We start from the raw sequence: 24,312 nt of genomic DNA on the forward strand, positions 1-24,312 counted from the left end.
TTATGTTGCGGGCGTCACCCTGAACTTCTTGTGAAGTGAAAATCGCCATGCTCGAATTTGCCTCGTCCGAAGCTGTGCGGACGACCGGTGACGCGCCGGAAGTTTGCCTGCTTAACCCGGAAACATTGCTTCTTATATGGGATATGCCGACCCGTTTGTGGGCGGTGCCCAAGCTTGAAACTACCGAAGGCAAAGCAATTTCGCCGCAAGCCACATTGCGTCTGCCTCTTGGTGGCGGCGGAACCCGCCTGCTGCGCGTTATCCGCAGGCCCAAAGATGCACCTGTTTCATTTCTGGCTGAAGCAGGGACCCTTGGCCGCAAAGATGAAATTACAATTGATCCGGATGGTGATTTTGAATTCGCCAGCGCAGGTATGCTGCTGGAAGATGTCACGCCATCAGGGCGATTGTCGCTGATGTCTGCGTTGCTTGGTGCATGGGCCAGCATGTTCCGCACCCGCCGCAGCAAAAGTTACACCATATTCCTCAATAAGCTGGTTTCCGAAATTGTCGATACGCCCCAACGCGCCAAAGCGGTCGCGAAGCTGTCCGATCAGCAAATCCTGATCTCGGCCGGGCTGCCGGTGGCATTTGGCGAAATCGAAGCCGTTTACATCGTTTCCTCCTTTGGTTTCCGCCGCCTGGCGCTTCCGCCGCATGAAAGCAGCGAAGGTCCGCAGGGCAAGAAACAGACCTACATGATCGCTGATCGCGACGGCACCGAGAACGGTGCCTATCTCGTCGTGACCGGCGGACGCGCGCTGGCCATTCGCCATCTGGCGGCGACGCCAGTTTTGCCCTCGTTGTCGCGATGGTGGCTGGCGCGCGGCAAATCCGATGCCGATCTGCGCGAATATATCATCGGCGCGATGGCTCGTGGCGACACCAAGGCCCGGAAGGCCGCCCTTGAATTCCAGTTGCGGTGTCCGCTTTCAAGCCAGCGGGTAACCGGTGGCGGCGGATTGCCGAGCGGCGAGGTCGACCTTGCCGTAACCACGGCACGCGGCACCCTGATTGGCGGTTGGTATCGTGATCCGGCTGAAATGATTGCCGGGATCGATATTCTTGACAGCAAGGGAACGGCACACCCATTCGGCGAGGGTTTCTACCGTTATGCCGGTAATGTCATGGATGATGATCGTACCGTTTCGGCAACCGGTTTCGTCGGATTTTATCGCGAAATCCAAAGTCAGGTGCCGATCCTGCAGCCGCGCAGTTTGATGCGGCTGACATCTGGCAGCCGTCATCTGATGGTGCCGACAGCACAGCCGATTGATCCGGCCGAGGCACGGGCCCGCATCCTGCGTGCGGTCCCGCCGCAACATTTGACTGACGAGATTATTGAAAACTGTCTGTCACCGGTCATTGGTGATTTGCAGCAGAAGTTGCTGGCAGCAGCCAAGATTGACCGGACCATCGAGTTCGGTGAACCGCGCAAGGAGCCGGCGGTTTCTATTGTCGTACCACTGTATCGGGTCCTGGATTTTCTGCGTGCGCAGGTTGGTGCCTTTGCCTGTGACCCTTGGATTTCGCAATATTGCGACGTGATCTATGTGCTTGATTCCCCGGAACAGGCGGAAGAATGCGAACATCTTCTGCGCGGTTTGCATCTGCTTTACGACATGCCGATGCGTCTGGTGGTTATGAGTCGTAACGGTGGTTATGCGCGTGCCTGCAATTCCGGGGCGGAACATGCCCGTGCGGACCTGATTGCAATGCTCAATTCCGATGTCATTCCCCATCAGATCGGCTGGCTGGAATTGCTGGCATCGAAAATGGGTGGTCCACAGGAAGTCGCTGCCGTGGGGCCGAAGCTTTTGTTTGAAGACGGTTCGTTGCAGCACGCGGGAATGTATTTTGCCAAAAATGAACGCGGGCAGTGGCTTAATCATCATTTCTACAAGGGGCTTCCGGACCAGTTCCCTGATGCCAATATCGAACGTTCCGTTCCGGGAATTACCGGGGCCTGCATGTTGCTGCATCGCGGTGCATTCGATGACGTCGGTGGCTTTACCGAGGATTACGTGATCGGCGATTACGAGGACAGCGATCTGTGCCTCAAGATCCGCAAGGCCGATTTCGACATCAAATATGTCCCCGACGCCAGCCTTTATCATTTCGAGCGCAAGTCGATTTCAACCCACACCGATTACATGCTCGGCGTGGCGACGCAATACAATGCGTGGCTTCATGCCTCGCGCTGGCGCGACATGCTCGAAGATTTTCATGAAAACGATGTTCCGCAGAACCGGCCGCAAAACCGCGTTTCGGATGATGACGACCAGGGAGAAGCGGCATGAGCCAGGTTCTGGCATTTTCCAATCACGATGAACCGGTACTGGAGGCCAAAGGCGAACAGCATCTTGACTGGCTTTGCCAGCAGATCATCGCCAATCGTTTTCTGCCGGTGCCGCCTGAGGAAGCCGTTTTTGTCGGCGATGGCGACTATCGTGCCATCGGTGCCGAATTCCTTGGGCATTTTGTACGCCGTGCCGGGTTGATGCCCGATCACGATGTGCTTGATATCGGGTGCGGTATTGGCCGGATGGCAGTGCCTTTGACCCAGTATCTTGATGCGGACAAGGCGATTTACGAAGGCATTGATCCGGTTGCGAACGGTATCGAGTGGTGCAAACGAACCATCTCGCCAGTTTATTCCAACTTTGGCTTCCAGGTACAGGATGTCAAAAACGCGCTGTACAATCCCGAAGGATCCATCGGCGGGCGTGGCATGCGGTTGCCTTTTCAGGACGGTGCATTCGATTTCACGGCAATGATCTCGGTGGCAACCCATCTGCCGCCCGAAGAAATCGAAACCTATTGCGCCGAGGTGTTTCGCGTGCTGCGCCCGGGCGGGAAGCTGTTTTTAACAGCATTTGTCATCCGTGATCCGGAAGAGCTGTCAAAGCCCGGTTGTGACCCGCGTTTGACCAGTCTGGAAAAACTTGAAAACCAGCCATGCTGGCACCTCAAGGGTGAAAACCCGATGGCGGCTGTGGGGTTTGACGATGGCTTTATCGACGGTGCGATGCGCGCCGCCGGATTTAGCCTGATGACAAAAAGTTTCGGTACCTGGCATGGCGATCAGTCCGACCATTACCAGGACTTCCTGATTGCTGAAAAACCGCGGAGGAACGCATGAACCCCCGTATCATGGTTCTGGCACACAATCATCCCGACCTGCATCCCGGCGGGACCGAGATTTTCGCCCACGATCTTTTCAATGCCTATAAGCGGGCAGGGTGCGAAGCTATTTTTGTCGGTGCGACCAACGATATCCACCGTGAACGCCGTCCGGGAACCAGTTTTCAGGCGATTAATGATGCTGGCGATGAAATGCTGTTCTGGGCCGGGCATTTTGACCGGTTCAACATGTCGCAGACGGACCTGTATGCCGTCGCGCCGAATTTCACCGAGCTTCTGAAAACCTGGGATCCGGATGTGGTGCACATCCATCATCTGGTCTTGTGGGGGATCGAACTGCCGATGCTGATCCGGCGTGTTCTGCCGCATTGCCAGATCGTGATGACGTTGCACGACTATTATCCGATCTGTCCTAATGACGGACTGATGATCCATCGCGGCACGCGGCAGCGTTATCTGGAAGCAGATCGTATCGGCAAACGTTGTGGACTGGATGGCATTGCACCGGATCGTTTTTCGATGCGGTCGGTCAATCTGCGCAATCATCTGCGTGTTGTCGACCGGTTCCTGTCGCCCAGTGCGTTCCTGCGTGACCGTTACATCGATTGGGGTATCAATCCGGAAAAGATCGAGGTCATGCACAATGGCCGTCCGCCGGTTCCTGCTGCGCCGAAACGCGATATGGGCACGGGTATGCCCAATGTATTCGGTTACTTCGGCAACCTGAACCCTTGGAAAGGTGCGGATGTGCTACTTGAAGCCAGCCAGAAACTGGCCGCCGATGATGTCGATTTCGAACTGCGCGTTCATGGCGCTGCACCGTTCCAGACGGTTGCCTTCAATGAAAAGATCGACGGTCTTTTCGAGGTGGCCGGTTCGAAAATACACCGGATGGGGGCCTATGAACGGGCTGATATTCCGGAACTGATGTCACTGGTCGACTGGGTCGTTGTGCCGTCAATCTGGTGGGAAAATGCCCCGCTGGTCATTCAGGAAGCATTCCAGCATGGCCGTCCCGTCATCACAAGCGGCATCGGTGGCATGGCTGAAATGGTCCGTGACGGGCATGACGGCATTCATGTGCGTGCCGATGATCCGGCCGATTTGGCCCGTGTGATGAAGGACTGCGCCACCAATCCGAAACTCTGGAAAAAGCTGTCGGGCCATGTGCGCCCGGCGACCGCCATCGACGACGTCGCGCAAAAGCACCTCGTGCTGTTCCGCAAGATGATTCGTCCCGATTTCGTCGCGGCCTGACACTGATAAAAGGAGGCATTCATGGCGATTGCCCAGAAAGACCTGACAGAGACGACGTCTGCAAAACCGGTTGCCAATGACGCGGTAAAGGCCGATGCCGAGCAGGCTATCCCGACCATCGAGGGCCGTGTTGACGCAATTGACCGCGAACGTCTGTTTGGCTGGGTGTGGTCCCCGGAACGTCCGGATGTGCGCATTGAGGTTATCGTGCGTCTGAACGGGCATACCCTGCTGCGCGTGAAAGCCGAAAACGAGCGTGTTGATCTTCGTCGTAACGGTATTGGCGATGGTGCCCATGCGTTCGAGGCAGAGCTACCCGAAGCAGCGTTAGCCAGCGTTGAAAATGTTACCGTTTTTGCAATTACACCGGAAACCGGTGATCAGATCGAATTGCGCATTCCGTCGCAAAGCGAACAGCAGGCGCAATCAGCGGTTAATGCACCCCTTAGCAAGATTTTGGACCGGCTTGACCGGCTGCTGGCGGCCCAGCACATTTTGCAAAATGGTCAACGCGAAGCAGCCAAGCGTCTTGTTGACGCATCCAGGCGTATGGATGAATTGGCATCTGCCGATGACGGGATCGAAGCCGGTGTGAAACTGGTGCGTACCGGGCAGGAAGAATTGAACAGTCGTGTCGAGGAACTCGAAGTTTTCCTTGTCCGTTTTGACAAGTCACTTGGCGGCTTCGACGAACGGCTTTCCGCACTTACCGAGCAGCATCGCAACGACCTGAAAACACCGCTTTTGGTTTTGGCCTGCCTGATCGGTGTGACCGTCGGGATTTCCATCGGCGCGATGGTGTGGTGAGGCAGGGTATTATGGTGCGTACCACAGATCTTAGCCAATTGTTTGAAAGTGCCACGAATGCAAATTCTACAGTGCCATCATTTGGAATGACGCTGTCGTCGGGTTGGGCCGAGCTGTTTTTCAATTCACAACCACAAGAAATGACAAGGAGGGCAGGGCATGACTGAACCGTCTGGAATGCCGCTGGACGGCAGGACCGTTGTGGCTGCTTTGGTCGATGACGGGCTTGCGCTTATGGCTGGTGTCGGTGCTGCGATGCCGGCGACAATCGATGTATTCCTGAACGGTCAATCCGATGCCAAGGTTCAGGCATCGATCATCAGCTGGCGCCGTGCCGATGGCCCGCCTGAAGCTGCTTATGGTTTTGTTGCACTTCTACCGATGCAGAATGTCTCGCAGCGCCGCTTGAAAACGGCCCTGTTCAAGGCGCCGGGACAACCCGGAGAGTACCGGATTGAAAGCCGGTCGCAGGGACTTGAATCCATTCTGTCTGCCGTGGCCGAACAATCCGGGGCGGCATTTGCCACCGTGATCGATGGCGTTATTGAAGCCCTTCTGGCAGGCAATCCTAACAAGAAACGTCTGCGCACTGTGGCGGCTCTTGTTCGAATTGCTGCACGCAGTAACGGTTTTATCGAAGTTCTTGGCGGTCTGGAAGAAGGCGATATTTACATACAGGGCTGGTCCAGCAACTTCCCTACCGGGCGTACTCGCGTTATTGCAATCGACGAAGGCCCGGTTCTGGCCGAGCTAACGAGTGCCGAGTTCGTGCGTGATGATCTTGGCGAACATGCCACGGGCGTTACAGGGCTTATGGCCGGCGATACCCGAATCAATCCAAACAAGCTGCAACGCGTTTATTTCCGTGGTCGTGATGGCTGGTTTTCGATCGAGGTTTATCAGCAGCGCGTATTGGTCGCATTGCCAGACGTACCTGCGCATATTCGTTCTGTTCTGGATCGGGTAAAGGCACCCGATAATATTCTTGAACAGATCCGTATGGCAGCCCATCGATTTGACGGACGCGATACTGTTTCTGAACTGGATCGGCCTGTACGTATCGGGATTGATTTTTCGCTGGTAATCGAAGGCAGTGGCATTCTGGTTTCCGGCTGGATGCTGGATCCTGACCGCGCGGTTGAAACCGTCATGTTGCGCGTTGGTGGTGAAGCGGTTCGCATTGATGATCGATGGACCCGCCAATCACGTCCTGATGTCACCAATGCCTTTGTCAATGATCCGATGTTCTCGGGGCTTAATCCGGCACGTAACAGCCATGGTTTTCTGGTGTTCTGTCCGCTGGAAGATACCCCGGCATCCGATCAGCCGGTTTATCTGGAACTGGCCATATCTGATGCGTTTCCCGCCTATTGTCCGCTAAATCCGACCCGCGCATCGGCACGACAGGCTTTATCGCGTGTTTTGCCGTCCCTTGACCCGCGTTCGGTTACTGCTTCAAACAGTATCGAACGCCAGTTTGGCCCGATGTTGCAGAACATGACGGCGCAAAGCCCGTTCGCTATTGATACTCATGATATCGGCAATTTCGATGAAGATGCGCCGGTTACCCTGATAGTTGGTGTTGACGATACGATTAGCGATATCGGTGTGACAATTGCCTTGCTGGGGCTCGATGAAGTCACGCGTCATCTGCCGATTGTGATTGCCGGACCTGCTGAAAGCTTCGATCAGGTCGGAAGCGACATGATGCGACTGGCAGCCTTTTACAAGCTTAATGTCCGCATCGTATTTGCCGAGGGTGTCGAAGATTTCTGCGACGCGCTTGAAGTCGGGGTTGCTTCAACCAATTCCGAGACGATTGCCCTTGTTTCCGCCCATATTCTGCCGCACGACACGGGATGGTTCGAACCTTTACTCACGGCTTATCGCAAGCGGGGCAGTAAATGCGTCGTCTGCCCGACGATCCTGTTTGAAGATGACTCTGTCCGTTGGGCAGGTACATGGATCGAAGGCGATGTCGACGGGCAGTATCTATCGGATCGGTATGTCGGCTATCCGCGTGCGGTTCTGTCTGATGCCGAACCGACGGAAGTCAGCGCCGGAACTCCAGAATGCTGCATCATGCCACGCAAGGCTTTTGAAGACATCAACGGCTTTACCCGTGGCTATATAGGTCCGTCGGAGAAGGGGCTCGATCTCGCTCTGAAACTCCGCATGGGCGGAACCGCGTCATGGTGGATTCCTGAAATCGAAGTCCTGGGGAGCGAACAATCGATAACAAGCGCACCCGCCTGGGAGGAACTTTCGCATCGTCTTGACCGCTGGGCGTTTGATCGCCGCTGGTCATTGGTCGTCTCAAATTTGCGGAGCCACAATCATGCCGTCGACTGACCTGCGTGTCCTCATCATTTCGCACGGACATCCCAGCATGTCGCTGGGCGGGGCCGAAGTGGCCTCCTACAACCTGCATAAAGGTTTGAACGAACTGGACGGGGTGGAAAGTTTCTATCTGGCCCGTGTCGGTCATCCGGTGCCGCGCCACGGTGCGTCAGCACTGATGAGTTTGCGCCAGAAGGATAATGAAATCCTGTATCACGCTGAAAATTATGATCATTTTCTGCTGTCGAACGGGAATACCGATGAAATAGACCGCGATTTGCTGCGGTTCGTACGTGATTACGAGCCCGATGTGGTGCATTTCCATCACTATCTTGGCCTTGGTCTTGAAACGATCTATGCGATCCGAGAAGCCATGCCCGATGCTGCGATCTTCTTTACCTTCCATGAATTCCTGACGATCTGCCACAACCATGGGCAGATGGTCAAAAGCGGTGGCACGAAGCTTTGCAACCGGGCCAGCCCGATCGAATGCAATGGCTGTTTCCAGAATATCTCGCCGGCGTCCTTCCTGCGTCGGGAACGGTTCATCAAGGCGATGCTTAATCTGGCCGACCATTATGTTTCGCCCAGCGATTTTCTCGCCGACCGGTTTGTCGACTGGGGGCTGGATCGTGACAAGATGTCGGTGATCGAGAACGGCTTGGACGTGAAGGAAGCGGCAAATACACGCCCGTTATCCAAGGCGCAGCCGCGCCGGTCGCGTTTCGCATTTTTCGGACAACTGACCATGTTCAAGGGGGCGGACATTCTGCTTGATGCAGTGGGGCGCGTACCTGACGACATCTGGGGTGATGATGCCCGCATGATGATCTTTGGTGGTAACCTTGAGCGGCAACCCATTGAATATCAGGAAAAAGTTCACGACCTGATCGAGAAGGCCGGTGAACGTGTCCGGTTCTATGGCGCCTATCAGAACAGCGAAATGCCCAAACTGATGGAGCTTGCCGACTGGACGATCATTCCGTCGATCTGGTGGGAAAATTCCCCGATCGTCATCCAGGAAGCCTTCTTCCACGGGCGGCCGATGATCTGTTCGAATATCGGTGGCATGGCTGAAAAAATCACCGACGGTGTTAATGGTCTGCATTTCCGTGTTGGCAGTGCCGAAGACCTTGCTGACCGTCTTGTCGATGCCCTTACCGACAACAAAATCTGGGATCGGATGCGCGAGGGAATTCCACGCCCGCCGACCTATATCGATTGCGCCGAGCAACATCTCGCGCAGTACCGGGAGGTTCTCGAGACCCGCCCGATGTCTGTGACTCCTGTGTCGCAGCACTCCGTCGCCAGCACGGCATAACGATAATCAGAAGTCACCTAGCCAAGGAGAAACACTATGGCGCGCGTTCTCGTAATGATTCCATCGGGCGAAGTCTACGACCACGACAGCGTCCGTTGGTACAATTATCAGCAGATTCAACGCTATATCGATCACTATCACAATATTGGCGATGCGTTCGTATATGATTCGTCGCTGAAACTGATGAATTTTGAAAAGCTTGGCGTTGTCGAGATTGCCAACCCGGATATGGCCCAGATCGACAAGCTGCGCGAGGAATATGACTATGTCTTCCTGCGCGGGTCGAATTACATCCATTCCCAGATGGACTGGCGCAACACCATTGAGGTACTTGAACGTTTACGCCTGCCGGTTCTCGGTTTTGGCTTGGGCGCTCAGGCCCCGGTCAAAGGCAAGATCAATCTGTCCGAACAGACGAAAACCGTTCTGCACATGATGGCAGATTCAACCACGTCTATCGGGGTGCGTGGTGCCTATACCGCGCAGGTTCTGTGGGATATCGGCATTCGCAATGTGCGTATTGTCGGTTGCCCGACTGCCTTCCGTTCGAACAATCCGAATATGCGTATAAAGCTGCCGGAACTCGATACGGTCAAGAATGTCGGTATCACGCTTCGCCGCGAAGTTTCATCGTCCTATGCACAGAATATCGAACGTTATCTGACCTTCCACCGTGATCTGGTCAAGGACCTCGCGCACCGGTTCGATAATGTCACACTGATGGCACAGGGCGAACCCGAAGAAAAGAAACTGGTCTTTGGCACCGACGAACAGAAAGAACAGGCCATTGCCGAGCTGCGTGGCAATCCGAATGTCGGTAAATGGTACATGGATGACGAGATGGAACGCCTGTATCGCTCCAAGATGTTCTATTCCGACGTGGTTGCCGATTACGAAAACCTTGTACGCCAGAAAGACTGTGTTCTGGGTTATCGCCTGCACGGCAATCTGATGGCGCTGTCGAACGGTGTTCCGTCGATCTATTTCACCTATGACAGCCGCACAGTCGAATTTGCCGAAACCTATCAGATCCCGTCCTATGACGTGTTCTCGAAGAAGGAGTTCGTGCTCGAGGATTACTGGAATCAGGATTTGTTCGACAAATTCAATCGCGCCTGGTTCCAGACCTATCGCGAGATGGCAACGTTCCTGACGGAAAACAATATCGATCACAAAATGGTCGATGTAATGACCCGAGACGCTCAGCCCGAGCGCAAGGTCGCCTGATCAAACCCGGTGCAGTCATCCCGCACCGGTATCGGGCGGGATGACTGTGCCACCACAAGCATGTCCGAAAAAGGACAGCGATAACAAGGAGACACGGCAATGACTGTACTTGTAACGGGTGGCGCAGGTTATATCGGTAGCCACGCAGCGCTTGCACTTCTGGATGCCGGGCGAAAGGTCGTCGTCCTCGATAATCTCAGTCAGGGGCATCGCTGGGCTGTTCCGGCCGGGGCTGCCTTTGTCGAAGGTGACTGCGGTGATTATGAACTGGTTCGCAAGCTTGTTGCGGATCACGATGTCACGGCAATCATGCATTTTGCAGGATCGATCATCGTGCCGGAATCGGTGGTTTATCCGCTTGATTATTACTATAACAACACGGTGAATTCCCGTGCTCTGGCACAGGCTGCTGTCGATGCGGGCATCCGGCATTTCATCTTCTCCTCGACTGCGGGTGTTTACGGTGAACCCGCCAAAACCCCGATCCTTGAAGATTTCCCGTCAAAACCGATTTCGCCTTATGGCACGTCGAAAATGATGACGGAAAAGATGCTGGCCGATGCATCCGTTGCCCATGACATGAACTATGTCGCGTTGCGCTATTTCAATGTTGCCGGTGCCGATCCCAAAGGACGGGCAGGGCAGACATCACGCAAGGCAACCCACCTGATCAAAATCGCCAGCCAGGCGGCAACAGGTGTCCGTTCGCATCTGGAAATCTATGGCGAAGATTACGAGACCCCGGATGGCACCTGCATCCGAGATTACATCCATGTTTCAGATCTTGCCAATGCGCATGTGCTTGCATTGGAATATCTGGAAAATGGCGGTGAAAGCGACGTGATGAATTGCGGCTATGGTCGTGGTTTTTCAGTCAAGGAAGTGATTTCAGCGGTCAAGGAAGTATCGGGTGTCGATTTCCCCGTCAAACTGGCTGAACGTCGCCCGGGTGATCCGGCTGCCTTGATTGCGGGTGCGGATCGTGTTCGCGAGAAGCTCGGCTGGGAGCCGAAACATGATGATCTTGAGATGATTGTGCGCCACGCCCTTGATTGGGAAGAAAGCCTTAAAACCCGTCAGGTGGTTGACGCCGCATAACACCCACGCGCCAGAAAGGGAGGAAACGTCCATTACGAGCAAGCGGTTCAGAAGGACTGAATAAAGGCCCGAACCGCCACAGCAGGAGTACCAGACATGAGCCAGAATATCCCCTCAACTGGCCAGAAACCTCGTATCGGCGTTCTCATGCCGGCAGGCAGAGTTGTCGAGAATGTAGGAGTGGTAACGCATAATTTCGGTTCCCCCGAAAAATCAACGCGGCATTTCAGCAATATCGGTGATTGCTTTGTCTATGATTCGTCCCTGCGAATTCTCGATTATGCTGAACTGCAACCCATTTATGCCCCGGCTAGCGGCGACCTGACACCGGCTCAGGTCGAGAATATCAATCAGCTCGACTACATCTTTTTGCGCGGATCGAACTATATTCATACCAACGGTCAATGGGATCCGATCACACGTGTCCTGGAACAGACCAATGTTCCGGTTATCGCATTCGGGATCGGTGTGCAGACCCCTGATAATTCGGAAGAATATGTCAATGAATCGACCAAGCGCTTTTTGCAGGTCGTTTCGCATCGTTCAACCACTCTTGGCGTGCGCGGCCATCTTTCAAAAAAAGCGTTGAATTCGATCGGGATCAAAAATGTCCGTATTTTTGGATGCCCGACGGCATTTCGACACTGCAAACCGAAACTGACGCTGCCGCGTCTCAAGTCGACCGATATCAAAAAACTTGGCTTTACCCTGCGGCGCAAAACACCCAGATGCGTCATGTTTCAACGATATCTGATTCGGACACTCGCCGAACGATATCAAACCGAACTTCTTTGTGCCGGCGAGCTGGAAGAAAAGGCGATCTTCTATGCGCGCTGCAACCAGATTGCCAATGCGGATGAAGTGATGTCAAAGGCCGTCAATCAGCTCATTACAGAAGGCTGGTTATACGGTGAAACGGATCCGTTATTGCAAATTTATAAATCGTCACTCGCAGTATTCGAGACGGTGGCTGATTTCGAGGAAGCCGAGCGGCATCTTGATGCTGTGACCGGGTTCCGTTTGCACGGCAATCTTCTGGCGCTCGCCAATGAGGTGCCAGCCCTTTACATCACCTATGACACGCGGACCCGTGAGTTTGTCAAAACGCTTGGTATTCCGCATGTCGACGGTCGCTATATCGACAAATTTTCCTTCGAAGAAGCATGGGATCAGGCAGATTTCGGCCATTTCGAGGAAACCTACCAGATGCGGTTTGGCGAACTGAAAACCTTCCTCGAAGAAAACGGCATGGCACATCGCCTCGGCACTACCCCGACCCCATACGTGGTTGAGGCGGCGTAACCATGCTGCTCGGGCATGGCCGGTTTCCTAGTTCCGGTCATGCCCGGTTTTCTTTTCATTTTGAACGGCCATGGATGGATAAGTGTTAAACAGATCGCATATCCGCTACGCGACGATCCTGATTGCAACAGTGCTGTCAGGCGGCGGCATCCTTGCATTCTCATCACCGAATTCTGCGGCGCTGGAACTTAAAGTCACCGGGCCGGAAAAGATCATTTTTGATAGCGATGTTGCGGGATGTGATTCGCATCATTTGCCCGACGCGCCCGCGCGCGCATTTCGTGATGACAGGGGGCGCATGATCCTGTTTGCGCCAAATTTCCAAAACCGTGCTTTTGTTGGTTATGGCTTTGACAGTCTGAAACCCGATTGTGACAGCCGGTTCATGGCCGCCGGGAAAGCGCAGCCCGATCTTTTGGATGATCGCACCTGGATCCATGCAATTTACACCAAAGATGGAAGAAATGTTTACGCACTCGGCAGTGCCAGTTTCATGCCGTATCGTCACGAAATGCCCTGCAAGGGACGGACAAAGCGGATTGATTGCTGGATCAATGGATTGGTGACGCTGAAATCGACCGATGGTGGGAAGACGTTCGATTATCTTGGTCAGCCGCCCCATCATGCACCTTTCCCGCCGCCGGAACCGTATCGGGATGATCGGAAGCGTGCACCAAGCTATGTGACGGTCACCAACATCATCAATTGGCAGAATTATCTGTATGCGATTGTCTGGCGTCGCGAGGAGGAATGGAAAAACTCGCGCAATTGTCTGGTGCGAGCACCTGCCAATGATCCGTCAAGCTGGCAGGTATGGGACGGTAATGACTTTATTGAGGCCGCAAACCTGACCGATCAGGGATGGCAGATACAGCAAACCGATTGCGCGCGCGTCGGCCCCAAGGGAATTACGTCGATCCGCGGGTTTGTAAGGCATGAAGGTACAAATACCTTCATCGCGATCTATCAGCACCGTCAACGCAACAAGGACGGCACGGATCGGCACGGCATGTTTTATTCGACATCGCCGGATATGAAAAACTGGTCGGAGCCGAAGTTTCTGCTTGATGAGGATCTTGATCCCGATGCCGGGCCGGGGGACCCGTTTGCCGCCTATGCCACCATGATTGACGAAGACAGCCAGGACCGGCTTTTCAGCACCGTCGATGACGAGGCCAGCCTCGTTTTCGTCCGTCTGATCCCAAAGCCCCATAACGGAAAGTGGCGGGTGCCACGGCAATTGGTGCGGTTCCCCGTTTCCATTACGAAGTAAAGGACAAGGCCATGGAATTTGATCGCTTTGATATTGACGGGCCGGTGCTGTTTGTACCGAACCGTCATCGTGATCCGCGCGGGACATTTGCCGAGACCTTTCGCGAGGATGAATTTCGTGCGGCAATTGGCGATGTGACATTGGTGCAGGAAAACCAGTCGATCAGCAAACCGGTCAACACCATTCGGGGCTTGCATTATCAATCCGAACCGCGCGCGCAAGGGAAACTGGTGCGCGTGACCACCGGAGCGATCATGGATATCGCTGTTGATCTGCGCCCGCATTCACAGACATTCGGTCAGCATATCAAGATCGAGCTGTCCGAAGAAAACTGGTATCAGCTATGGATCCCGCCGGGATTTGCGCATGGTTTTCGCACGATGCGTCCCGATACGACCGTGATTTACAAGGTATCGGATTATTACAGTCCCGAGCATGATCGCGGGATCGCCTGGAATGACCCTGATCTTCACATTGACTGGGAACTGTACGGGCAACAGCCGGTATTATCGGAAAAGGACAAAGATCAACCAGCACTGGTCGAGCTGTTTTCGATAGATGTTGCCCGGGCTGCGGAGGCGAACCGGGCGATGGTGCATGGTATAGGGCGTTATCGGGCTTCGACGGGCGACTGATAAAGCGGTGCCAGGGCAATCAGGCTTTCATCCGGCGTTTGCTGAATGGAATTGACATTCTTTTCCAGTGTCCTGCCCAAGGCATGGACCAGAACCATTTCCAGTTTGCCGTCATTGGCCATTTGTAAAAGAATTGCCAGTGATTCCGCGACGGTAAAGGGTTCCTTGTAGGTGCGACGTTCCAGCAGAGCGCCCATAATGTCACAGATGGTCAGAATACGCGTCAGATCGCGAATTTGGTCACCTGCCAGACCGTCAGGATACCCGCTGCCATTCAGAAATTCGTGATGATGCAGGATGGCATCCAGAACATCTTCGGCAATGCCGTCCTGCCGGGCCAGAAATTTATATCCTGCCCCCGGATGGGTGCGGATGACATCAAACTCTTCTGCTGTCAGCTTGCCCGGTTTATCAAGGATTGACGCAGGTATATCCACCTTCCCGATATCATGCAGTAGTCCTGCGGTCGTCAGTTTTTCAATATCTGCCTTGCGCATCCCCATATTGGTCGCAAATGCGCAGGCCAATCCGGTTACGATCAGAATGTGCTGAAATGTCGTATGGTGATAGGCCCGTACAGTGGATAGCCATTCATTAACGCCAATATTGCTAATGGTCTTGGCGATTTCTTCGCCGGTTGCCGCAACCTCGCCAAGATCAACCGGTTTGTTGGTGGTAAACCGGGCGAAGGTATTTTCAAGTGTTTTTGCGGCCCCGTTGACGGCCTTGCTGGCTGTCGGGGTGAGTATCCCCGCCGTTTCACGAATGTCTTCGATGATCTTTGCCAGTCCGGCATCGCCTACCGGCCTGTGGATCGTCTTGCGTGCGCCAAGGGTGGTTGCCTGCAATTCTTCCTGTAGGTTGCCTTTTGTAATCGCGAAAATCTGTTTGCACCGGGCAGGGGCAGCCTTGCGGAATGCAGCAAGCTTGGCGATGTTTTCACCGTTGCCAAGGTCGACATCAAGTACGATGGTATCGGCATCCAGCGGAATTTTATCTGCCATCGATGATGTGCGGATGTCGAAGCCAAGCAGGGATGCCGGCATCAAATCAGTGCGATCTCTTTCGCAAACGACATGCAGTATGTTGGGGGTGCCGGTGTTCAATTTGTGGCCATAACAGTGGTTTCCGCCTGATTTTATCTTTGATATTCGTTTGAATATAAGAATTTTATCAAGCAATTATAAGCCACTAATTACAAAATTATGCTGCCAGCGCGGCAATCACCTGTTCCTTGCTTAATATCCCGATTGGTTCCTTTTTGCCATTGATCACCGCCATTGATCCGCCTGTTGCCAGCGCCACAGGCAGAATATCTTCAAGGCGCATATCACCGGTAATCTCGGGCCAGCTTGCATTAACTTCACCGCCATTGACCAACGGTTGCATCAATGTTTTGGCGCGCAACACACGCGATCTGTTCACATCACGGGTAAAGGCGCGGACATAATCATCAGCGGGACGCATGATGATTTCTTCCGGTCGACCGATTTGGATCAGTTTACCATCTTTCAGGATCGCAATCCGGTCGCCCAGTTTAAGTGCCTCGTCGAGATCATGGGTAATAAACACGATGGTTTTGTGAAGCTCTCCCTGAAGCTTCATCAGTTCATCCTGCATGTCATTGCGGATAAGGGGATCAAGAGCGGAAAATGCCTCGTCCATCAAAAGAACTTCGGGGTCCGTGGTCAGTGCGCGGGCAAGGCCGACGCGCTGCTGCATCCCGCCTGATAACTGATTGGGAAACTTGTCCTCGTATCCGGCCAGACCGACCCGTTCGATCCAGTTGCGTGCCGCATTCTCGCGCGTGTTGCGGTCCACATCCTGAATTTCAAGGCCATAGCCGACATTATCCATCACACTGCGATGTGGCAGAAGGCCAAAGCGTTGAAACACCATACCAAGCCGCTTTCGCCGGAACGCATTCAGCTCATTGATGCTCATGGCAAGGATATCGGTGCCGTCAAAAAGTACTTCGCCGGATGTCGGGTCAATCAGCCGGTTAAGATGGCGGATCAGAGTTGACTTTCCAGACCCCGAAAGTCCCATAACCACAAATGTTTCACCGCGTTCGATAGAAAGAGACACATCATGCAGCCCGACCGTATGGCCTGTTTGGGCAAGTATTTCATCCTTGTCTGCACCGTCTCGTGCAAGCTTTAGCGACTTTTCTGGATCGGGGCCGAAGATTTTGAAAATATTGCGGATTTCGATATAGCTCATGATTTTCCCTCCGCCTTGTGGCTGCGATGTGATCGCTTGCCATAGGCCTGACCGATCCGGTCAAACACAACCGCCAAAAGCACTATCGCGATGCCTGCTTCCGTGCCCGCACCGACATCAAGGCGCTGGATGCCCATCAGTACCTGTTCGCCAAGTCCACGCGCGCCGATCATGGATGCAATCACCACCATCGAAATCGCCATCATCGTCGTCTGATTGATCCCGGCCATGATATTGGGCAGCGCAAGGGGAAGCTGTACTTTCCACAGAATTTGCCTGCGATTGGCCCCGAATGACCGGGATGCTTCAAGTACCTCGGGATCAACAAGTCTGATGCCAAGATCGGTTAGTCGAATGACCGGCGGGGCTGCGTAAATCACGGTGGCAAGGATTGCCGGAACCTTTCCCAGCCCAAACAGCATCAGGGCAGGGATGAGATACACAAAACTCGGCATCGTCTGCATGGTATCAAGGATCGGCAGCATCACAGCGCGCAGGCGGTTTGACATTGCCATGGCAATTCCGACCGGAACACCGATGATAACGGAAAGGGCCGTGGCAACGATCATCAGGGCAAGGGTCTGCATCGCCTTGTCCCAAAGCCCCAGTGACCCGATGGCGACCATCGCAATCGCAAGCCCTGCGGCAATTTTCCAATTGCGACTGGCATGAAACCCGATCACGGCGATGGCAATCACAACGATCCACCAAGGAGTGCCGCGCAGGATCTGTTCCAGCCAGACCAGTACTGTCAGCAGGCTGCCGGCAAACGCTTCGAACGCGTCGCCATAATTCACCACCAGCCAGTCGACAAAGCGATTGACCCATTTGCCCAAGGGCACATTCAATTGTTCTGGAAACATCGTGCGCGTCCGGCCGGTTGTGTTCAGAAAACCAATGAACGTAGGAGCCTAGCAATATGATCCCGCCAACGCACGATTAAATGCTTGGGTGCCTGACATCTCCTGACAGTTTTGTGTAAAGGTACATAAAGGAAAACACCCCGCACCGAGGGTGCGGGGTGTTCCATTCGTCATCGAATGCACATTTCGTGATCTTCGAGACGATCACATCGCAGCTTTGCGCGCTTCTTCAAGCCAGCCATCGAATTTTGCCTGATTTGCCTTGATCCAGGCATCGGCATGACGGTTGATGTCTTCGGCCGACTTTTCACCATCGCGCATACGAAGGTTCTGGGCCGAGATATCGTTGGCCGACAGTTCCATGATGGAAAACAGCTTCGCCGCGGCTGGGTTTTCTTCGGCCCATGCCTTGTTGGCGATGATCTGCTGGTTGTTCACCTGGAAGCCATAGTTCGAACCGTCCGGAAGGGCGGTGTCGGCATCCTTGTTTTCACCCGGAAGGGATGAGAACGGAACCTGCAGCCAGGTCACGTCCTTGCCCGGGACCAGAACGCCCGAAACCCAATACGGGGTCCAAGTGTAATACAGGATCGGCTCACCAGCTTTGTAACGGGTAATGGTATCGGCGATGATGGCCGAATAGGAACCCTGATTGTGGGCTACCGTGTCACGCAGGTCATAGGCATCAAGGTGATGTTCGATCACACCTTCACAGCCCCAACCCGGGTTGCAACCGGCAAGATCGGCTTTGCCGTCACCGTTATTGTCGAAAATCTTGGCAATTTCCGGATCGGACAATTGGCTGATATTGGTGATGTTGTGTTCATCAGCGGTTTTCTTGTCGATCAGGTAACCCTGCAACGCACCCGGTGAATAAACACCTTCGCGATAGATTTTTTCGTCACCGCCGGCTGCCTTGTAGAAATCGGCATGCAGGGGGTTCCAGTGATCGGCCAAAAAGGTTGCATCGCCATTGCCAATGGCAACGTGACCAGCCGCATATTCGATTTCCTGGATGTCCTTGACGTCGTAGCCAAGCTCTTCAAGTGCCTTCATCACCAGAACGGTCTGGAATGTTTCTTCGGCAATCGAGCTTTTAAGCGGCTGGACTTCAACGCCTTCACCCGGTTTCATATCGTCGGCGAATGCAGCACCGCTTATCAGAAACGAGCTGGTCACCGCAATCGCGGCACCGGTGGAAAGTTTCTTCAGGATCGTCATTAGCTTCTCCTTGTTGGTTGATTGGGGCAGTTTTCTGCCCTTGTTTTCAAACCGGCTTGCCGGCTATTTCTTGCCCATAAGGGAACGGATAAGTGCGGCCGGGCCGCTTTCGTACCAGTGACGGGTGCCCTTGCTGCGGCTATCCTGACCAAGGGCCTGCGTCATGCGGTCCAGCACGATCGCCAGAAGCACGATCCCGACACCGCCAACCGTGGCGAGGCCCATGTCAAGGCGACCAATGCCGCGCAAAACCATCTGGCCAAGGCCACCAACCGCGATCATCGATGCGATCACCACCATCGAAAGGGCCAGCATCAGGGTCTGGTTCACGCCGGCCATGATTGTCGGCATGGCGAGCGGAAGCTGGACACGGAACAGAAGCTGTTTCGGGCTGGCACCGAAGGAACGTGCTGCTTCCACCAGATCGCCGGGCACCTGACGGATACCAAGGATGGTCAGGCGGATCAGAGGCGGCAGGGCAAAGATGATCGTCACGACCACGCCCGGCACATTGCCGATACCAAACAGCATCACGATCGGGACAAGGTAAACGAATGCCGGTGTCGTCTGCATCGCATCAAGGATCGGGCGTGCGGTATTTGATGCCCGCTCGTTGCGGGCAAGCCAGATACCGGTCGGTAGGCCGATCACCACGCAGAACAGAACCGACGTGATCACAAGCGACAGGGTCACCATGGCTTCCGACCATGCGCCGATCAGGCCGACGGCAATCATCGAAATCAGCGTTCCGATGGCAAGGCGACGGCCCGCAACCTGCCACGCAATCAGCGACAGAATGATAATGACAATAATGGCTGGCGTTGCCTGCAAACCGGCCTCGACGCCCGACAGGACGGCATCAATCGGCCAGCGGATCGCCTGAAAAACGCTGCGGAAATTATCGACAATCCATTCAAGTCCCTGATTGACCCAGATATCAAGCGGGATCACCGCATCCTGAAACGGATGCAGGATGTCGAAATGATGTTCCGGGGCAGGGGCGGCATTGGAAAGCCAGTCACCTGCCGTATCAGAGGCACCGCTGCCCCACGGGTTGGAGGCACCACTCTGGGCCGCATCGGCAGCCCCCGATGTGGTTGCGTCTTTTGCTGCGTCTGCCGCACCGTTATCGGTGGCGGCACCCCATGGATTGCTGTTGTCAGCCATTTGCGCCATCTCCTTCGCGGTCGAGAGTCGCCAAAAGATTGGCCCTGTTGATTACGCCCAGATATTTGCCGTTTTCATTAATGACCGGTACGCCACAAGGTGTATGGGCTACGGTGCCGATCAGATCGGAAAGCTGTGTGTCATGGGCAACAGCGTTGATATCCGGCAGGAACGCTGCGGAAAGTTTGTCAGCACCTGATTTGATTGCCTTGTCGACGCTGTCGACGGAAATAATCCCGTGGAAATCAAGCTTGTCGCCGACAATGTAACCATATTCGCGATCTTCGTTGCGCAGGCGGTTCAGGGCGGTTTTAAGGCCAACGCCTTCGCGTTCGATAACGGTAACCTGCCGTTTGACGACGATATCCTTGGCCGTCAGAATTGTTGATACGTCAACACCGCGGAAGAAGGATTTGACATAGTCATTGGCCGGATTGTTGAGGATTTCCTCTGGCGTTCCGACCTGTACGACAATGCCGCCTTCCATGATTGCGATCCGGTCACCGATGCGCATCGCTTCATCCAGATCGTGCGAGATAAAGATGATGGTGCGCTTGTGTTCGCGTTGCAGGGTCAGAAGCTCGTCCTGCATTTCGGTTCGGATCAGTGGATCAAGGGCGGAAAACGCTTCATCCATCAACATGACGGACGGATCATTGGCAAGGGCGCGGGCAAGGCCAACGCGCTGCTGCATGCCGCCGGAAAGCTCGTCGGGGTATGAATTCGCCTGTGCTTTCAGTCCCACCTGATCAAGCGCGTTCAGGGCGCGCTGATGGCGTTCTTCCTCGGCAACTCCGGCCAGCTCAAGACCAAAGGCCGCGTTGTCGACAACGCTCATATGGGGCATCAGGGCAAAGGACTGGAATACCATGGACATATCCCTGCGGCGCAGTTCACGCAGTTCCTCGTCGCTCATGGCTGCTATATCTGTGCCGTCATAAAGCACCTGGCCAGATGTCGGCTCAATCAGGCGGTTTAACAGTCGAACCAGCGTCGATTTACCGGAGCCCGAAAGCCCCATGACAACAAAAATCTCGCCTTCACGAACGGTGAAGCTAGCGCCACAAACGCCAACGGTTTGTCCGGTTTTGTCAAAAATTTCGGCTTTGTCGATCCCGTCACTGATCATCTGCATGGCTTGATCGGGACGGTCGCCAAAGACTTTATAAAGGTCCTTTACAACGATTTTATCGGTCATTGGCCCTTGTCATTTGTTGTTATCGGACAACAGGCGGCGTGTATCCCGGGTTCCGGAAACCGCGCGATGCCATCCATTGAAAATGTCATGTCGAGACAGGTGTGATCGTTGCGCCGGATCGCGCCTGCTCCCCCAATTTCATCACATTCTGTAATCTGATAGTTACAGATCAAAACATTTGATGTCAAATTATAATGGCGCTAAGTTGGGCGCATAATATGACAGGGAGGATTGCGCACATGATCTCGGATCAGCAGAGAAGGCGCGAGTTTCTTGATGTTTTGGTTGCTCTGCGGCAGATCATTCGTGCAACCGATCTGCACTCAAAACATGTGATGAAGGTTTGTGGTCTTACGGTTCCGCAACTCGTCGTGCTTCTGGCGATCGAGGAACTTGGTGCGGTGACTGTCAAGGAGATCTCCCGTCATGTATCGCTGAGTCAGGCGACCGTAACGACGATCCTGAACCGGCTGGAAGGACGCGGTTTTATCGAGCGTGCCCGAAATGCCGATGATAAACGGGTGGTCAACAGCCGTTTGACTGACAAAGGACTTGCGGTTCTAAGTGATACGCCGCCGCTGATGGATGGTGAATTCATGCAGCGTTATGAAAGACTTCGATCAGAACGAACGCAGCCGTATCCTCGCATCACTGCAGCACGTGGCCCGCCTGATGGATACCGAAGAAGTCGACCCCAGACCGCCGACCGGATTGGATCGGTTTTCCGTGAACTAGGTGACAAGACGGCACCCCCGGAACAGGTAGCAAACAGGCAGTAAAAAGGGCAGATCGAAATCTGCCCCGTGATCGATATCTAAAAGATCGCACAGCGATCAGGTATTGCTACCCGTGTTGTTAAAGCGCAGCTTCAACCCGTTCTGCGACTTTCTCCGGCACCCATGCTTTCCACACGCCCGGCTTTTCTTTCAAGAAATAAAGGGCCGCATCTTCGGGTTTTTCACCGTTTTCCTGCATATAGGCCAGCATTTCCGAAACCATGGCGTTGCTGGTTTCATAATGCGTCAGGAATTCGATCAGTTTGGGGGCTGATTTCATGAATTCCGTATTCACCCCGACTGTGACCGTGCTTTCCGGATAGGCTGTGGCCTTTGTCGGATTTTCATCCGTTTTCAGCTTGTCGAAAATTGCCTGGTCATATGCAGGTTCTTCAAGGCGATAGCTGTCATAAAGACCCATGACCCAGGTCGGTCCCCAGTAATAATAAAGTGCCGGTTCACCGCGCTTGTGCGCAGATGCGATTGCCGCCGAAAGTGCGGCACCGGTGCCCGGTCGGAAATTGGTGAAACTGTCATTCAGGCCATAGGCCGCGAGTTTCCCCGAATTGACCTTTTCGCACACCCAGCCTGCCGGGCAGTTATAAAAACGGCCCTTACCCGGTTCTTCGGCATCTTCGAACAGATCGGCATATTTCGGCAGGTCATCGACGGATTTCAGATCCGGTGCCATCGGCTCGATCCCGCGTTCCTTGTCACCTTCGATAACGTAACGCGGCACGAACCAGCCTTCGACGGCGTCATCGAAATTCACACCTATCTGAGTTACATTTCCGGCGGCTTCGGCCTTTTTCCATGCGTCAGCGACGTTGTCACGCCAGATTTCCATGACGACATCGATGTCACCTTTGCCCGCACCGGTCAAAAGCGGAATGACGTCACCGGGCAGGGCGTCGGTTTTACATCCGTAGCCCTTTTCAATGATGAAGCGTGCAACCGCGTTATGGAAAAGCGCGCTGTCATAATTCAGTCCGGCGAACATCACCGGACGGTCGATCTCGCAACTGGCATCCTGTGCCTGTGCGCTTGTGTAGGTAGAGAATGCAAGGCCAGCGGCCATAAGCATTGCGGCTCCGGTAGGCAGGATGTTCATCACTTTTCCCTTTGACTATCTTCTACGGTCCGGAAGCGCATCAAATGCAATGTCCGGCGGTTGAATGCCGCCATGTCACCAGTGGTTGTGTGCTCGATCCCCTGACTGGACTTTGCCCCTGATACAGGTGGGGTGAAGTTTAACCTTGGGGTCAAAGGTGACGCAACCCTGCTTGCCTACATTTGCCGGACTTGTGATGTGCCATAATGATTTGAAGTCTAAACTGCATCTCCTGACAGCCGTGTCAGGAGATGTCAGTGCGGATGTGATTGCGAGGATGAATTTTGCCCGGAAGTTCGTGAAACTTCTGCCAAGCATGTTTATGCTGCGCGAAACGCATTTCTGCCGGGGGCACCATGACACATGACAGTCTGTTTGTTTTTGATATCGAAACCGTTCCCGATATCGATGTCTTGCCGCAACTGACCGGTGAAACCGCACCTGATCCAGTGACTGGGCGCGAAATGCTCGAAAAATATCACCTTGATATCACCGATGGCCGGAACGGCTTCCCGCGCCAGCCGTTTCACAAGGTCGTTGCCATCAGCTTCCTGCGTGCGACGATACAACGCGATGGCAATCTGGAAACCTACGAGATTGAAGAACTGCGTTCCGGTGGCGATCTGACCAGCGAGGAAAAGGATCTCGTAAACGGCTTTTTTGCCTATTGCGGTAAACTTTATCCCAGGTTGGTCAGCTTCAACGGCCGCGGGTTTGATCTGCCGGTTTTGAAATATCGCGCGATGAAGCACGGTGTGTCTGCGCGCTGGCTACATCAGTCGGCCAATAAATGGGAAAATTATACATCGCGTTATGCGCCGAACTGGCATTGTGATCTTGCCGAGGTTCTTTCCGACTATGGGGCATCTGCAAGAACCAAAATGAACGAGGTTTGTGCCGCCCTTGATCTTCCCGGCAAGACCGGCGTTGACGGCAGCAAGGTCTCGGATATGTATGACAATGGCGAAATCGAAGGCATTCGCCGTTATTGCGAAACCGATGTTCTGAACACCTATCTTCTTTATCTGCGCTATGTGCTTCACACCGGTCTAAGCGACCATGACGGCTATAATCATGCTATCAAACTGACCGTTGCATGGCTTGAAGAACGCGCAGGCGATATTCCGGCTTATCAGGAATTCCTCGATGCCTGGAAAGGCGCAAGTAAGGGGTCGTTCAACCTGCTTTAGGTTGCATTTTCCGGATTTCTGCAATCTTTGGGATTAGGTCGATATTTCTATATGTGAAATACATCACATCGCCGGGTTGAATTTGGGTGATCTCTGTTGAAATCGCGGTGCAGGGCGCTTAATTGCATCTTTGCATTTGCAACTGATTTGCAAATGCAT

The 24,312-nt window shown here is 54.0% G+C and carries 20 protein-coding genes; 13 read left to right on the top strand and 7 right to left on the bottom strand.

Going from position 1 to position 24,312, the window contains the following annotated elements:
* The first annotated feature begins 47 nt into the window (after positions 1-47).
* The 11 genes from R1T41_RS17135 to rfbC all read left to right on the top strand — a co-directional run bounded on the left by R1T41_RS17135 (position 48) and on the right by rfbC (position 14,404).
* Complete coding sequence (locus tag R1T41_RS17135; protein WP_097050407.1) at positions 48-2,300, top strand: glycosyltransferase; 2,253 nt, start codon at positions 48-50, stop codon at positions 2,298-2,300.
* Positions 2,297-3,142, top strand: coding sequence for a class I SAM-dependent methyltransferase (locus tag R1T41_RS17140; protein ID WP_317338092.1), 846 nt, complete (start codon positions 2,297-2,299; stop codon positions 3,140-3,142). Before R1T41_RS17135 ends, R1T41_RS17140 begins: the two co-directional genes overlap by 4 nt.
* Complete coding sequence (locus R1T41_RS17145; RefSeq protein ID WP_317338095.1) at positions 3,139-4,401, top strand: glycosyltransferase family 4 protein; 1,263 nt, start codon at positions 3,139-3,141, stop codon at positions 4,399-4,401. Before R1T41_RS17140 ends, R1T41_RS17145 begins: the two co-directional genes overlap by 4 nt.
* Positions 4,402-4,422: 21 nt before the next feature.
* Positions 4,423-5,208 (top strand): hypothetical protein, encoded by a 786-nt coding sequence (locus tag R1T41_RS17150; protein ID WP_317338096.1) that lies wholly within the window; start codon positions 4,423-4,425, stop codon positions 5,206-5,208.
* A gap of 159 nt (positions 5,209-5,367) precedes the next feature.
* Positions 5,368-7,560: a glycosyltransferase family 2 protein gene (locus tag R1T41_RS17155; RefSeq protein WP_062949222.1), complete on the top strand. Its 2,193-nt coding sequence runs from the start codon at positions 5,368-5,370 to the stop codon at positions 7,558-7,560.
* Positions 7,547-8,869 carry a glycosyltransferase family 4 protein gene (locus R1T41_RS17160; RefSeq protein WP_062959706.1) on the top strand — a complete coding sequence of 441 codons (1,323 nt, stop codon included), beginning with the start codon at positions 7,547-7,549 and terminating at the stop codon, positions 8,867-8,869. The genes R1T41_RS17155 and R1T41_RS17160 overlap by 14 nt, the downstream gene beginning before the upstream one ends.
* Before the next feature lie 36 nt (positions 8,870-8,905).
* On the top strand, positions 8,906-10,096 hold the full coding sequence (locus tag R1T41_RS17165; RefSeq protein WP_114110357.1) for a polysaccharide pyruvyl transferase family protein: 1,191 nt from the start codon (positions 8,906-8,908) through the stop codon (positions 10,094-10,096).
* 99 nt (positions 10,097-10,195) lie between these two features.
* On the top strand, positions 10,196-11,194 hold the full coding sequence (gene galE / locus R1T41_RS17170) for a UDP-glucose 4-epimerase GalE (RefSeq protein ID WP_297014609.1): 999 nt from the start codon (positions 10,196-10,198) through the stop codon (positions 11,192-11,194).
* Between the two features lie 96 nt (positions 11,195-11,290).
* Complete coding sequence (locus tag R1T41_RS17175; RefSeq protein WP_317338102.1) at positions 11,291-12,496, top strand: polysaccharide pyruvyl transferase family protein; 1,206 nt, start codon at positions 11,291-11,293, stop codon at positions 12,494-12,496.
* Between the two features lie 82 nt (positions 12,497-12,578).
* Complete coding sequence (locus tag R1T41_RS17180) at positions 12,579-13,769, top strand: hypothetical protein (RefSeq protein ID WP_317338104.1); 1,191 nt, start codon at positions 12,579-12,581, stop codon at positions 13,767-13,769.
* An 11-nt stretch (positions 13,770-13,780) separates the two neighbouring features.
* Complete coding sequence (rfbC, locus tag R1T41_RS17185) at positions 13,781-14,404, top strand: dTDP-4-dehydrorhamnose 3,5-epimerase (protein ID WP_317338106.1); 624 nt, start codon at positions 13,781-13,783, stop codon at positions 14,402-14,404.
* Here rfbC and R1T41_RS17190 read toward each other — a convergent pair.
* The 6 genes from R1T41_RS17190 to proV form a co-directional block, all read right to left on the bottom strand.
* A complete protein-coding gene (locus tag R1T41_RS17190) occupies positions 14,380-15,450 on the bottom strand; it encodes an HD-GYP domain-containing protein (RefSeq protein ID WP_317338107.1) in 1,071 nt (356 codons plus the stop codon). The two genes, rfbC and R1T41_RS17190, sit on opposite strands and share 25 nt — an antisense overlap.
* 157 nt (positions 15,451-15,607) lie before the next feature.
* Positions 15,608-16,627, bottom strand: a complete 1,020-nt coding sequence (locus tag R1T41_RS17195; protein WP_317338109.1) for a glycine betaine/L-proline ABC transporter ATP-binding protein — start codon at positions 16,625-16,627, stop codon at positions 15,608-15,610.
* Complete coding sequence (locus tag R1T41_RS17200; protein ID WP_317338111.1) at positions 16,624-17,490, bottom strand: proline/glycine betaine ABC transporter permease; 867 nt, start codon at positions 17,488-17,490, stop codon at positions 16,624-16,626. The genes R1T41_RS17195 and R1T41_RS17200 overlap by 4 nt, the downstream gene beginning before the upstream one ends.
* Positions 17,491-17,694: 204 nt before the next feature.
* Positions 17,695-18,711: a glycine betaine/L-proline ABC transporter substrate-binding protein ProX gene (gene proX / locus R1T41_RS17205; RefSeq protein WP_297014605.1), complete on the bottom strand. Its 1,017-nt coding sequence runs from the start codon at positions 18,709-18,711 to the stop codon at positions 17,695-17,697.
* Between the two features lie 63 nt (positions 18,712-18,774).
* Entirely contained in the window at positions 18,775-19,878 is a 1,104-nt protein-coding gene (proW, locus tag R1T41_RS17210; RefSeq protein ID WP_317338114.1) for a glycine betaine/L-proline ABC transporter permease ProW, read from the bottom strand.
* Positions 19,871-21,076 carry a glycine betaine/L-proline ABC transporter ATP-binding protein ProV gene (gene proV / locus R1T41_RS17215; RefSeq protein WP_317338116.1) on the bottom strand — a complete coding sequence of 402 codons (1,206 nt, stop codon included), beginning with the start codon at positions 21,074-21,076 and terminating at the stop codon, positions 19,871-19,873. Before proV ends, proW begins: the two co-directional genes overlap by 8 nt.
* A gap of 239 nt (positions 21,077-21,315) precedes the next feature.
* Here proV and R1T41_RS17220 point away from each other — a divergent pair, with 239 nt between their 5' ends.
* A complete protein-coding gene (locus R1T41_RS17220) occupies positions 21,316-21,855 on the top strand; it encodes a MarR family transcriptional regulator (RefSeq protein WP_317338118.1) in 540 nt (179 codons plus the stop codon).
* A 76-nt stretch (positions 21,856-21,931) separates the two neighbouring features.
* On the opposite strand, the gene R1T41_RS17225 is transcribed toward R1T41_RS17220, so the two are convergent.
* Complete coding sequence (locus tag R1T41_RS17225; protein WP_297014603.1) at positions 21,932-22,963, bottom strand: ABC transporter substrate-binding protein; 1,032 nt, start codon at positions 22,961-22,963, stop codon at positions 21,932-21,934.
* Between the two features lie 356 nt (positions 22,964-23,319).
* On the opposite strand from R1T41_RS17225, the gene R1T41_RS17230 reads away from it, so the two are divergent.
* Positions 23,320-24,153: a 3'-5' exonuclease gene (locus R1T41_RS17230; RefSeq protein ID WP_062959715.1), complete on the top strand. Its 834-nt coding sequence runs from the start codon at positions 23,320-23,322 to the stop codon at positions 24,151-24,153.
* Positions 24,154-24,312 lie beyond the last annotated feature (159 nt).

The sequence above is a fragment of the Thalassospira lucentensis genome, from assembly GCF_032921865.1.
Taxonomy (GTDB): Bacteria; Pseudomonadota; Alphaproteobacteria; order Rhodospirillales; family Thalassospiraceae; genus Thalassospira; species Thalassospira lucentensis_A.

Coding starts and splice junctions, on each gene's coding strand:
- R1T41_RS17135 (WP_097050407.1), top strand. CDS start 48: ATGCTCGAATTTGCCTCGTCCGAAGCTGTGCGGACGACCGGTGACGCG.
- R1T41_RS17140 (WP_317338092.1), top strand. CDS start 2,297: ATGAGCCAGGTTCTGGCATTTTCCAATCACGATGAACCGGTACTGGAG.
- R1T41_RS17145 (WP_317338095.1), top strand. CDS start 3,139: ATGAACCCCCGTATCATGGTTCTGGCACACAATCATCCCGACCTGCAT.
- R1T41_RS17150 (WP_317338096.1), top strand. CDS start 4,423: ATGGCGATTGCCCAGAAAGACCTGACAGAGACGACGTCTGCAAAACCG.
- R1T41_RS17155 (WP_062949222.1), top strand. CDS start 5,368: ATGACTGAACCGTCTGGAATGCCGCTGGACGGCAGGACCGTTGTGGCT.
- R1T41_RS17160 (WP_062959706.1), top strand. CDS start 7,547: ATGCCGTCGACTGACCTGCGTGTCCTCATCATTTCGCACGGACATCCC.
- R1T41_RS17165 (WP_114110357.1), top strand. CDS start 8,906: ATGGCGCGCGTTCTCGTAATGATTCCATCGGGCGAAGTCTACGACCAC.
- galE (WP_297014609.1), top strand. CDS start 10,196: ATGACTGTACTTGTAACGGGTGGCGCAGGTTATATCGGTAGCCACGCA.
- R1T41_RS17175 (WP_317338102.1), top strand. CDS start 11,291: ATGAGCCAGAATATCCCCTCAACTGGCCAGAAACCTCGTATCGGCGTT.
- rfbC (WP_317338106.1), top strand. CDS start 13,781: ATGGAATTTGATCGCTTTGATATTGACGGGCCGGTGCTGTTTGTACCG.
- R1T41_RS17190 (WP_317338107.1), bottom strand. CDS start 15,450: ATGCCGGCATCCCTGCTTGGCTTCGACATCCGCACATCATCGATGGCA.
- R1T41_RS17195 (WP_317338109.1), bottom strand. CDS start 16,627: ATGAGCTATATCGAAATCCGCAATATTTTCAAAATCTTCGGCCCCGAT.
- R1T41_RS17200 (WP_317338111.1), bottom strand. CDS start 17,490: ATGTTTCCAGAACAATTGAATGTGCCCTTGGGCAAATGGGTCAATCGC.
- proX (WP_297014605.1), bottom strand. CDS start 18,711: ATGACGATCCTGAAGAAACTTTCCACCGGTGCCGCGATTGCGGTGACC.
- proW (WP_317338114.1), bottom strand. CDS start 19,878: ATGGCTGACAACAGCAATCCATGGGGTGCCGCCACCGATAACGGTGCG.
- proV (WP_317338116.1), bottom strand. CDS start 21,076: ATGACCGATAAAATCGTTGTAAAGGACCTTTATAAAGTCTTTGGCGAC.
- R1T41_RS17220 (WP_317338118.1), top strand. CDS start 21,316: ATGATCTCGGATCAGCAGAGAAGGCGCGAGTTTCTTGATGTTTTGGTT.
- R1T41_RS17225 (WP_297014603.1), bottom strand. CDS start 22,963: ATGAACATCCTGCCTACCGGAGCCGCAATGCTTATGGCCGCTGGCCTT.
- R1T41_RS17230 (WP_062959715.1), top strand. CDS start 23,320: ATGACACATGACAGTCTGTTTGTTTTTGATATCGAAACCGTTCCCGAT.